The sequence below is a fragment of the Enterococcus plantarum genome (genome assembly GCF_001730295.1).
Taxonomy (GTDB): Bacteria; Bacillota; Bacilli; order Lactobacillales; family Enterococcaceae; genus Enterococcus_L; species Enterococcus_L plantarum.
In genome coordinates this window covers 83,764-95,805 of record NZ_MIKA01000002.1, presented here as the reverse complement: position 1 = coordinate 95,805, position 12,042 = coordinate 83,764, and the positions used below count along the sequence as shown (strand labels likewise).

At 38.0% G+C, this 12,042-nt stretch carries 11 protein-coding genes; 1 reads left to right on the top strand and 10 read right to left on the bottom strand.

Annotated features, from left to right (window positions below; translation table 11 throughout):
- Positions 1-6: 6 nt before the first annotated feature.
- The 6 genes from rsmB to gmk form a co-directional block, all read right to left on the bottom strand.
- Positions 7-1,371, bottom strand: a complete 1,365-nt coding sequence (gene rsmB / locus BCR22_RS01760; protein WP_069653287.1) for a 16S rRNA (cytosine(967)-C(5))-methyltransferase RsmB — start codon at positions 1,369-1,371, stop codon at positions 7-9.
- A 5-nt stretch (positions 1,372-1,376) separates the two neighbouring features.
- Positions 1,377-2,318, bottom strand: coding sequence for a methionyl-tRNA formyltransferase (gene fmt / locus BCR22_RS01755; RefSeq protein WP_069653286.1), 942 nt, complete (start codon positions 2,316-2,318; stop codon positions 1,377-1,379).
- A complete protein-coding gene (def, locus tag BCR22_RS01750) occupies positions 2,311-2,805 on the bottom strand; it encodes a peptide deformylase (protein WP_069653285.1) in 495 nt (164 codons plus the stop codon). The genes fmt and def overlap by 8 nt, the downstream gene beginning before the upstream one ends.
- 32 nt (positions 2,806-2,837) lie before the next feature.
- Positions 2,838-5,270, bottom strand: a complete 2,433-nt coding sequence (priA, locus tag BCR22_RS01745; RefSeq protein ID WP_069653284.1) for a primosomal protein N' — start codon at positions 5,268-5,270, stop codon at positions 2,838-2,840.
- 211 nt (positions 5,271-5,481) lie between these two features.
- Entirely contained in the window at positions 5,482-5,787 is a 306-nt protein-coding gene (gene rpoZ, locus BCR22_RS01740) for a DNA-directed RNA polymerase subunit omega (RefSeq protein ID WP_069653283.1), read from the bottom strand.
- A 4-nt stretch (positions 5,788-5,791) separates the two neighbouring features.
- On the bottom strand, positions 5,792-6,406 hold the full coding sequence (gene gmk, locus BCR22_RS01735; protein ID WP_069653282.1) for a guanylate kinase: 615 nt from the start codon (positions 6,404-6,406) through the stop codon (positions 5,792-5,794).
- Positions 6,407-7,026: 620 nt separating this feature from the next.
- Here gmk and BCR22_RS01730 point away from each other — a divergent pair.
- Entirely contained in the window at positions 7,027-8,370 is a 1,344-nt protein-coding gene (locus tag BCR22_RS01730; RefSeq protein WP_420841164.1) for a DUF1958 domain-containing protein, read from the top strand.
- 199 nt (positions 8,371-8,569) lie between these two features.
- Here the strand turns inward: BCR22_RS01730 and BCR22_RS01725 are convergent, their stop codons facing one another.
- From BCR22_RS01725 to BCR22_RS01710, 4 genes are all read right to left on the bottom strand, one after another.
- Entirely contained in the window at positions 8,570-8,857 is a 288-nt protein-coding gene (locus BCR22_RS01725; RefSeq protein WP_069653280.1) for a hypothetical protein, read from the bottom strand.
- Between the two features lie 70 nt (positions 8,858-8,927).
- Complete coding sequence (locus BCR22_RS01720; protein WP_069653279.1) at positions 8,928-9,812, bottom strand: YicC/YloC family endoribonuclease; 885 nt, start codon at positions 9,810-9,812, stop codon at positions 8,928-8,930.
- A gap of 16 nt (positions 9,813-9,828) precedes the next feature.
- The gene (locus BCR22_RS01715) at positions 9,829-10,047 is read right to left on the bottom strand and encodes a YdbC family protein (RefSeq protein WP_025870292.1); all 219 of its coding nucleotides are present in this window, start codon (positions 10,045-10,047) and stop codon (positions 9,829-9,831) included.
- Entirely contained in the window at positions 10,044-11,741 is a 1,698-nt protein-coding gene (locus BCR22_RS01710; protein ID WP_069653278.1) for a patatin-like phospholipase family protein, read from the bottom strand. The genes BCR22_RS01715 and BCR22_RS01710 overlap by 4 nt, the downstream gene beginning before the upstream one ends.
- Between the last annotated feature and the right edge of the window lie 301 nt (positions 11,742-12,042).

Below are 12,042 nucleotides of genomic sequence, written 5' to 3'. Positions count from 1 at the left end.
CCTCGTTTAACAAACTTTCTGCATACAGCAGATAAAGAATCCATCCGTCCCTAATTGATGTGGGTATAATGTGAGCATTTGCTCCTGGATAGAAGGCTGAACTGCCTCACTAACACTTACATCGATTCTTTTAAATTCTGGATGCTTCTCTAAAAATGCTGCAACTACTTCCTGATTCTCTTCTTCGGCAATCGTACATGTGCTATAGACCATTATACCGTATTGTTTCAATGTTTGGGCAACACTTTCTAGAATTTCTAATTGAATTTTAGGCAGTTGTTCGAAATCTTGTGCTGATTTATTGTATTTAATGTCTGGTTTACGACGCATCAACCCCAAACCTGAACAAGGTGCATCCACTAAGATTCGATCAAAGTATTCAGCAGGGAATTCTTCTCCTACTTTGCGTGCATCTAATTTTTCAGTATCCACAACATCCTTCACGTGTAGACGTTCTGCATTTTGTTTGATCAATTTGATTTTATGGTCATGAATATCCAAAGACTTCACACGGCCACCTTGTGAAGCATCAAGAAACGTTGCAATATGAGTTGTTTTCCCACCTGGTGCGGCGCAGGCATCTAAAACGACATGATTTTTTTCGATTTGCATTGCTGGCGCAACTAGCATAGAGCTCTCGTCTTGAATCGTCAGCTTACCCGCATCAAACAAATAATTTCCTGCAAGAAACCCTTTATCTGCAACCACACCATACGGTGAAACTTGACTGGCAGAGGCTTCAATGTGATCTTTTTGTACTTCTTCCAACGCATCAGAGATACTGATTTCACGAGTATCGACACGGCCACTGACATGACTTTTTTCAAAAAGTGATAAGCCTAATTTTCTCGTTTCATCCATGCCCATTTGTTTGATCAGCTTTTCCGTCAACCATACTGGCATACTGATTTCAACTGACAAACGTTCGACTGGATCTTTGATAGTCTCTAAACTTGGAGCCCCTTCACGTTGAAAGGCACGAAGCACACCGTTAACAAATTTACCGATTCCAACATTTCCTCTATGTTTTCCAATTTCTACTGCTTCATTAATGATGGCATGATCCGGAATTTTATCTAAAAATACTAACTGGTAAATCGACAAACTAAGTAAGTTTTTTACCCAGCTGTCTACTTTTTTAGGGTTGGTAATAAATGGTGTCAAATAATACTCAAGTAATAACTTACGACTGATTGTACCATAGACAAGCTCCGTGAATAAACGGCTGTCTTTTTCTCCTAAAGCAGATTTGTTGATCATTTCATTTAATAATAAATTTGAATAAGCGCCACCGTTATCCACACGCTCAATTGTTCTTAGCGCTACATAGCGAACAGAACTCTTTACTCTTGCTGGTATTTTTTTCCCCATATTGATTAGCCCACCTTATCTGATTCTGCAACTGTTTTACCGACGCCATTTAAGAAATCTTGAATGAATAACTTTCCTTTACCAGACGGCTGAATCTTATTGATAGAAAGAACCGTTCCTTCTCCGCAGGCAATCCATAATTCTTTTTTACTGCGCTTGATGATTGTGCCAGGTACAGCCTCTGTTGTTTCTTCTAAAGGTGTGACTTCCCATAGCTTCCAGTTGATTTCGTTGTATATTGTAAACGCCGTTGGCCATGGGCGCATACCACGGACTTGATTGTCGATTTGTTCTGCTGTTTTATTCCAATCAATACGCTCTTGTTCTCTTGTAATATTCGGAGAAAAGGTTACTTGACTCTCATCTTGCGGAATCGGTGTGATGTCATTTGCTAACAGTTTAGGTAAAGTCTCTAGCAGCAACTCTTTCCCAACGACACTTAGTCGATCAAACATCGTCCCTACATCATCTGCTTTAGTGATTGGGATTGCTTTTTGGGAAAGAATATCTCCCGCGTCCATTTTCTTCACCATTTCCATGATTGTGGCACCTGTTTCTTTTTCTCCTTCAATGATCGAATAATGAACTGGGGCGCCTCCGCGGTATTTCGGTAATAGTGACGCATGAACATTGATAGCGCCAAATTCAGGTGCATTTAAAATCTTTTCTGGTAAAAATTGACCGAAAGCGGCTGTCACAATTAGATCTGGTGCAAGTTCGATGATTTTTTCCATTTCAGGTGAACCTGAGATTTTTTCTGGTTGTAACACAAGTAAGTTATGTTTTAGGGCCGCTTCTTTCACAGGTGTTGGTGTGATTACTTTTTTTCGTCCAACTGGGCGATCTGGCTGAGTGACAACGGCTTGGATGTCATAACCATTTTCGATCAGTCCTTCTAAAATCGGCACTGAAAATGCCGGTGTTCCCATAAAAATTAATTTAGTCATCTAAATGTTCCTCCATATATGCCTCTAACTCTTCCGGTTTGATTGGGTCAATGATTTTATCAATAAATAGTTCACCATTTAGATGATCGATTTCATGTTGAAACGCTCTGGCAAGATAGCCATACGCTGTTACTTCGATTTCGTCTCCTTCACGATCAAAATAGCGAACTGTTACTTCATCTGCTCGTTCGACTGTGCCATACGTTTCTGGGATACTTAAACAACCTTCCACATCAATGTCACTGCCTTTGCGCTCAATGATTTCAGGATTGATCAATTCAAATAAACCTGTTTCTTCATCCACTTCTACAACTGCAAGCTGAAGATTTTTGCCGATTTGAGGGGCTGCTAGACCAATTCCATCGTGAGCAATCATCGTTTCGTACATGTCTTCTAAAAGAGTGATCGTTTCATCTGTGATCATCGTTACTGGTTTTGCTTTTTGTTTCAGACGTTCATTAGGGTGTATTAATATAGGATAGCGCATAAAGTTTCCTTTCTTTTATAAGGTTGAATCGCTTATATAAAATTCATCGGCTCAGCATCAATCGATAATTTCAACCCATGTGCTGTTGCTCTTTGAGTGTCGGTCAGTATTTTTTTCAAGATATTTTGTAAATTAGGTTCGTTTTTATATTTAATGATTACTTGATAAAAGTAACGATTATTGACCCGCATGATGGCGTTCGGTGTTGGCCCAAGTAAAATACTTTGATCAGATAATCCTTCTTTTAGCTCTTTGACGATTTCAAACATCTGCTTAGCCGCTTGATTTTCTTCTGGATGGCTCGCTGTGATTTGTACCGTAAAGAAAAATGGCGGGTAGTCTCCACGATGCCGGACGTACATTTCTTTTTGGTAAAAGTCTTCATAATCCTGTGCTTTGGCTAATTGGATCGCATAATGTTCTGGATTAAACGATTGAATGATGACTTCTCCAGGTTTTTCTGCTCTTCCTGCTCTTCCGCTGACCTGAGTTAATAACTGAAACGTTCGTTCACTTGAACGGAAATCTGGTAAATTAAGTGCCGTATCCGCATTTAAAACACCAACTAGCGTTACATTGGGAAAATCCAGCCCTTTCGCGATCATTTGTGTTCCTAGCAGAATATCTGCTTCATGATTACCGAAAGCTGTCAAAATTTTCTCATGAGCTCCCTTTCGCCTTGTTGTATCCACATCCATTCGCAAAACACGACTGTCAGGAAACAAAGCTTTTAGCTCTTCTTCCACCTTTTGTGTCCCAGTTCCATAATAACGGATTTTATCTCCGCTACAGTTCGGGCAATGATAAGGAATTCGTTCTTCATGGCCGCAATAATGGCATTTCATCGTTTTCGTATCCATATGAAGCGTCAATGAGATATCACAGTTTGGACAAGGTAAAACATACCCGCAATCTCGGCACATTACAAAAGAGGAATAACCTCTACGATTCAATAACAGAACACTTTGTTCCTTCTTAGCCAAACGATCTTGAATTTTTTCTTGAAGTGCTACCGAAAAAGAGGAGGTGTTTTTATTTTGAAGTTCTTCACGCATGTCTACCACATCAATTGTTGGTAATGTTGCAGTTTGATTGGCTCTTTTCGATAATACTAGTCGTTCATACACCTTTTTTTGTGCCCGTGCTCTGGTCTCTAATGAAGGGGTCGCACTCCCTAAAACCACTGGACAATGATGGTAAGCCCCACGCCAGATTGCCAAATCTCGTGCATGATAACGCGGTGTTTCTTCCTGTTTGTAACTTGCTTCGTGCTCTTCATCGATAATTACAACACCAAGATTTTCTAAAGGAGCAAAAATAGCAGAACGGACACCCACTACGACTTGTGCTTCACCCCGTTCGATTTTACGCCACTCATCGTATTTCTCCCCTTGTGACAAAGCGCTATGCATCACCGCTACTTGCTCTCCAAACCGGCTTTTAAAACGATGAACCATCTGCGGCGTCAACGAAATTTCCGGTACTAGCATCATGGCCGTTTTCCCTTGATTTAAAACTTCAGCGATTACTTGGAGGTATACTTCGGTTTTTCCACTACCAGTGATTCCTTCCAGTAAATATGTTTTGCTTATCCTTTGATTCATGGAGCTTAGAATTTTTTCTACCGCGTTTTGCTGCTCATTGTTTAAGGCTAGCGCTGTCGTTTTTTCAAAGGTATGATCCGCAAATGGATCACGATAGGCTTCCGCTTCCACGAACGTTAACCACTGTCTATTCGCCCCATCATTTAACACCGCGGTACTAAATCCTAGTTCTTTCATCTCTTTGACCGTGGTCATTTTTTCTAACCCTAATTGCTGCAAATAATTGATTAGCAGTTCTTTTTTTTGTGAACCTTTTCTAAGCTCCAGACGCGCCTCTTCCAATTGCTCAAAGTCTTTCAATGCTTGAATGTAACGGATCATTTTCACTCGATTTCGTGTATTCACTTCGTAACGGATATCGACTTTTTGCTGTTTTCTCAGTTGCATTAATTGCGGTAAAATATTTCGAGTCAACGCATCTTCCCAAGCGATTTCGTTTAATCCATAAAACAATTCCTCTTGTAGTGCTTCCTCTAATTCATCTGTTAAATATATGTATTTGCTATAATCTGCACGCATTACGCTAGGCAACATAGTTTGTAGGCAAGTGATTTTAAACGCAAATGTTTTTTCTTTCATGTAATCTGCCAACTCCAACAATTCAGTATTGAGAACTGGTTTTAAATCTAAAACAGAAAGAATTTCCTTCCATTCAAACTTTTGAGCTGTTATCACTTCTTCAGAAACATCCTCTATCGCTAAAACAAAGCCTTGAAGATGCCGATTTCCATTCCCGAAAGGAACTTCCACCCGCATGCCGACTGTTAATTGTTCTTCTAAATTAAAAGGAATCAAATAAGTAAAGGGTTGGTCTGTCTGCATCGTTGGGACATCAACAATCACTTGCGCCGCTTTTCTCATAAACATTCCTCCATTCTGTATTTATTGAATTATGCCATTACTAGATGATCTGCTCAGCTTTTCTTTGCCTATTGTACTAAAGAATCAAGCATTTGTCTTGTTCCTCTGATTTCTGTTACCAAAAATTAAAGCAGATGTTCATTGTTTGGTTTCTAAACATATAAAAACTGAGATGAAACCTTAACATAGTTTCATCCCAGTTATATATATGTTATAGACTTTTTTCTTCGCGAATACGATTTTCAAGTTCTTTTTGTTCTTGTTCGTGTCTCATTTTTTGTTCTTCTTTTGCCATACGCATTCTTTCGCGTTTTTCTTCTGGACGAGGATCATTGATCACTGTTGCAGCATCGATTTCTTCTAGTGCTTGGCCTACACTTTTTACAGATTCAAAACCTTCTAGTGTTGGTTGTGCACCTTCGTCTAATTCGTGAGCGCGTTTGCTTGCTAAGATAACAAGCGAATATTTTGATGGTACTTCTTTTAACAATGAGTCAATAGATGGTTTTAGCATCATAAGGCTACATCTCCTTCAACATTTTAATATAGTTACCAATTACTCGATCAACGCGAAAATGTTCACTCGCGATAATTTCTTTGATTCGTTTCACTGCCAATGGTACTTTATCATTCACAACAGCATAATCATATAATGCCATCATTTCGATTTCTTCGCGAGCCACACGCATTCTTTCTTCAATCACATCATGATCGTCAGTACCCCGACCCACGATTCGTGATTTTAGTTCAGATAAATCCGGTGGTGTTAGAAAAATAAATACGCCGTCCGGCACTTTTTCTTTCACTTGCTCGGCTCCTTGGACTTCGATTTCTAAAAAGACATCTTTTCCTTCATCAAGCGTTTGGTTAACGTAAGAAAGCGGCGTTCCGTAGTAGTTCCCTACATATTGCGCATACTCTAACATTTCACCAGCTTCGATCATTGCTTCAAATTCTTCTTTTGTGCGGAAGTAGTAATCGACTCCTTCTACTTCGCCTTCCCGCATCTTACGGGTAGTCATAGAAATTGAGTACTGAAAATCATTCTCTTCACTATCAAAAATTGCTTTCCGTACTGTTCCTTTACCGACTCCGGAAGGACCTGATAGTACAATTAATAACCCACGCTCTGACATGATGACTTCCTTTCGTTAAAAGCTGAATGAAGCTGATTAGTTCTGACTGAAAAATAGGGAAAGTAGATCGTGCCGTTCTTTGGCACTAGCAACTTTCATCTTTTTTCCGAAGAACTGGCTCATAAAGCTAAATAATTTAAAAGCTGAACGACCCTGTTTCGTAAAGCTAGATAAGTTAATAAAGTATTAGTTCTATAATGCACTTTTTTTCAGTAATTTTCAAGGCTTTACTGTAGAATATTGTCAAAAAATGAATATACTTTTCTATTTAGGTATCGAATAAAATCATTTTATATGGTGAAGTCTAATTTCCATTCTTGCATTTCATTCTATCCCCCTCATTTTATTTGATTTACTAGCTGTCAAAATTGTTACCTCTGTTACAAAATTATTTGCAAAAAAAGTATATACTTTACCAATTTTTCAAGTAAAATAGAGTTAATATGTACTTTTATACTTTAGCAACTGCATCACCCACAGAAATTAATGTATAAAAAACGAAGGGATTTAAATCTATGTTCACAAGAAACACACCTTTAAAAATAATTAGTTTTCTTCTGCTGGCTGCTTGTATTTCATTCGGGAGTTTTATTCAGACAAGTTATGCAGAAGAACATCTAATGGACTTTGCAGAAAAATCTGGTTTTCCCGTCAAAGAAGCCTACCGTCCCAAAGCCTCGATCGTAATTGATGCTGACTCTGGTCAAATTTTATGGGAGGAACAACCTGATTTATCGTGGAGTCCTGCAAGTATCGCTAAAGTCATGACGATGTATTTAGCCTTAGAAGCAATGGAACAAGGTAAATTCACTTTAGACACTACTGTTACTGCAACGGAAAAATATGTGAATATCTCTCAAATCTATGCCTTAAGCAACAATAAGATTGCTCTTGGCGTTGACTATCCTGTTCGTGACTTGTTTTCAATGGTAGCAGTCCCCTCCTCTAATGTTGCCACACTGATGCTGGCAAACCTAGTTACTGATAATGATGAAGCTGGTTTCATTCGCAAAATGAATGAAAAGGCAGCAGAATTAAGTATGACAAATACAACATATTTTAACTGTAGCGGTGCCCAAATTCGCGCCTTTGATGGATTATATGAAGCACCAGGTATCGATCCAGACGGCGATAATAAATCAACTGCTAGAGACTTGGCTATTTTGACTTATAATTTAATTAAAAAATACCCTGAGGTTTTACAGTTCACTAACAAGCCCGTTGTGACCACGATGGAAAATACACCCTATGCTGAGACGTTTGAAACTTACAATTACTCATTACCAGGTGCAAAATATGGCTTTGATGGAGTAGATGGATTAAAAACAGGATCAAGTCCAACTGGTGGCTTTAATTATATCGCTACAGCAAAAAAAGGCGATACTCGACTAATTGAAGTTGTTTTGGGCGTGGGTGATTGGTCTGATCAAGAGGGAGAATATGAACGCCATCTTGCTGGAAATGCAATTTTGGAGCATGCTTTCTCTACTTATGAGTACAAAAAGTTGCTTTCTAAAGGATCAAATAAGATCAATGGAAAAAAACTTATTTTAGATCAAGATTTTTACGGATTTGCTAAAAAAGAGACCGAACCTAGTTTTACATTGACTGATGGAAAATTATCTTTAGCCAATGAATACGGTCAAGTATCTCCGAACATCCCTGCTAAAAGTGTTCAGTACAGAGAAGTTAGCGAAAAAGGATCCACAGACAAGCCCGTTAAGATAGAAAAAAAGAAGGCTGTCCAACTTTCATCTACAAAAAAAGAAGGTCATAACTATTTGGCCATCGGTATCCTAGCTGTTTTCGGCTTACTACTGCTAATTCTTTCAAGAGTATTTAAGAAAAGAATCGCTGGTGTTAGAAGAGGTAGCCGCAAAGCCTCGACTCCAATGACCCGTTTGCTATTTAGTTTAGGAATTTTGTCTATTCTTTCGGCAGTTGGCCTGTTTATCTTTTTCTAAAAACCAAGAGGTTGGGACAGAATGATGTGTTTAACTCCGAGAAATAAGAAGGAATTTACGAAAATTGCTCTTCAAATTTTTGTGGATTTCGGCTTATTTCCGAAGGAGTTGCTTCTTCGCCCACCGTTTATTCGGTTACTAAGAGCCTGAAACATACCCTTTTTAGTTATGTCCCAGGCTCATTAGATTATTACTTCTCTTAAAATCCCATATTCGATAAAGTATTCACAACGCCCATAATTTCATCATGGCGTTTGATTTTTTTATCCACAGGCCCATCCACTTCTTCAACGTCCACTCGGACTACGAAACGACGGTTTAATGTCACAAACGCCTCTTCATTCACACGAATGTTGAAAACATCATCTGTAAATGACATACAAGCATCTTCCCAAACATCAAACGGCTCTTTATCAGAAATGATTTCTCTTTTGACCACAGATTTCCCGCTTAATTCATGGAACGTTACATCGTAATACTTTGACATACTTATTCACCTCTTCGCTTTCTTCTCTCTAATTATAGCTTTAAAACCTAGAATCACAAACTATTTTCTATTATTCGACATTTTGAATCTGTTCACGAATTTTTTCGAGCATCGTTTTCATTTGAACTACGATGTTTTTGATCTCAATGGGACTGGATTTGGACCCGATCGTATTGACCTCTCGGTTCATCTCTTGAATCAGAAAATCTAATTCCCGACCCACTGGTTCTGACTGCGTCAATAATTCTTGCAGCTTCTCAACATGAATCTCTAAACGATCTAATTCTTCATGGATATCCCCTTTTTCAAGTAAGATTGCTAACTCCGTCAACAAACGAGTTTCATCAACTTGGCTACCTAGCCAATCATTTAACTTTGCTTCAAATTTTTCGCGATAATCCTTTTCATAAATATCTACAAAACTTTTTAACTCCATCACCAACGCTATGAAATCTTGACAATAAGTTGCTAGAACCTGTTGAATCTTTTGACCTTCCTGCAAACGACTCGCATCGATTCGCATAACCGCTGTTTTCACGCACTCTAGAACTAATAAACCAAATGTTTCGTCTGCTTCTTGTTTTTCTGTGACCTCAACATAGTCTGAATTATTAAGCAATTGATTGATATTTTGCGCAGCATCAAATTCAGCTTGGGGATAATTAGCTGTTAATTCTTGTTGAATCTCTCCCAACAATTGATGAATGAGATTCCAATGAACTAACACTTCTTTATTACTGCTACCAGTTTGTTTGATATTAATATAGGCCTCTATCCGACCGCGCTGTATTGTCTCTTTCATTAATTGGCGAATAGCCATCTCGTGAGGATTCACCTCTTTTGGCATCCGTAACTGAATATCTAAAAACCGTTGATTGACACTCTTGATTTCAACATCAATTTGATACGTGTCATTTAAAAATGTTTCTTTTCCAAAACCAGTCATACTTTTCATCGACAGGGTGTCCTCTCTACATTGATTTTATTGCTTTAGACAAGATCTCAAATTCTTCATTCGTCAGGGTGATTCCTTTGCCCATTTTTTCGTGATCAGCAGACCAATCTCTTAAATCAAATTTTGGTGGACGACCATTCCAACTAACTAAATTGAATTCTTTGCGCCAACCTTGCGTATTTTCTGATAATACGGCAATTTCTTCTACGATTTCATATGAAAATTCTTGTTTCATTCTTTATCCGCTCCTTGTAGTATAAATTCTTTCATTAAAATTTGTAGCGTTTGAGTTGGTAATTTATCTAATAAAAAAGCCAAACGCTGTGGTTTTTCCTTCTCATCTGCATTCAGTAAGTTATTCATTAATGATAACTGTTGTTTGTCAGAAAGTAAAAAGTAGTCTTCATAATATTTCTTTAGCCATTCTTGGAGAGAAATCATCCCGATCGTATCCACCAATTCAACCTTCATTTGTCCGCTTTGCTGAAGAGTTTCTACTAATTCTTGAAGCTTATATAGCTTAGAAGCAGAGATTTCCTGATTCTTTGCTAATAACTCAACCAAAACCAACCCAATATTTTCAGTATACACCCTGTCTTTATAAACTTTACGCAATTTTTTACAGATTTTATTTTTTTGTTCGGTAGAGTTCCATAATTTTATTTGATACGTGTATTCAATGTAAGCAAAAAACTCACGTTGGAATGTCTCAACATTCTTCAGAGTTTCATCAAACGTATACCAGTGTCCTAAATAGTTGCGCCCGATAGCTTTCATTGTTTCTAAATAACCTAACTGGATGTTTTGGGTCGAACGAGCTCCGTCAAATAAAAGAACTGCTCCCATAGACCACGATGATTGGATATTCAGCACCGTTGCCGTTGTTGGGATTTTGATTGGCTTTGTTATTCCTGGGCCTTTGACATCGACTACGATGCATTCTGTCGCTCCTTTTTGTAGCGCAATATCAACTGGGATATTATTCCGATAACCGCCGTCTACATAATATTTCCCATCAATCTGAGTGGCTGCCATAGCTGGAAAAAAAGAAGCAGATGCCAATAACCAACTTTGCCAGCGCTCACTTTGACATGTATTGAAGTGAATATCTTTTTCTTGTAAATTTGGTAATTCAGTGGTTACCAAATAAAAATCTAACGCAACCTGTTGCATCTTTTCTTGCGAGAAAGTATCTTTGATCAAATTTCGTAATGGTAGTGTGGAGACACCCTTTGATTGGATAGCATTGATCGTAAATGAACCGATTTGACTGACCATTCCGCTTAGTGTATCAGCTGATGCCGTCGTCGTTGGAAAAGACAATATCTTTTGCGTCTCGATTTTTTCCCACATATTTTTAGCAGCTTCAAAATCGTCTTGTAAAATCAAAGCACCATTCAAGGCACCTACAGATGTGCCTGTTATGATATTCACTGAGATGCCCAATTCTTCCAATGCTTGCCAAACACCGATTTGATATGCACCTCGAGCCCCTCCGCCACCTAATACTAGTGCCGTATTATAGCTTAACTCTTTTATACTTATTCGATCCTCATGAATCGCATATCCATATCTCAAGAAGACTTCTTGTAAATGAATCGTAAGTGATTGAGTAAAAATAAATGTGATAGTTGGTTGAAATGTTTGTTTAAAAAGGTGTTCAATCGTAAGGAAGATTGCTGACCAACTAAGCTTTACTGATTCTCTTATCAATAGGTTGGTGACGATGCCTTTTTCAACAGTCAAAAATATATATGGTTTTTTTCCTCTATAGATAACATACGCAATTCCCGAATTTTCCCGCGTTTTTTTACTAAATTCTTGTCTAGCTAAAGTATGAGTACTATAAAAAGGCAATAGTAATCGGCTTTGGGAAATCTGTTCTGATAGATCGTCCCATTGAGAAGCAACCATTTGTTCAATCTTCATTTCACATCCACCCCCGTCTTTTTAAGTATACCAAAACTACTCAAAAATTACTTTTTATTTAAAGTGTATGAAAAAGAAACAATTTTATTCGTTTTTCACGTAAAATAGAACTGTTACACTTTTGGTTTAGCATTGACTTTGCAAAAAAACGATAGTTTAATAGAAGATGGTGTTTTATTTTAGCACCCTATTTTTTCTATTTCCTAATTTAATCAACGAAACTCAGATTGCCGACCTTTTACGTTTACAATTAGCAACCGAAACTGAAACTTTCCGGCGTATCTATATAACAGAATAATTA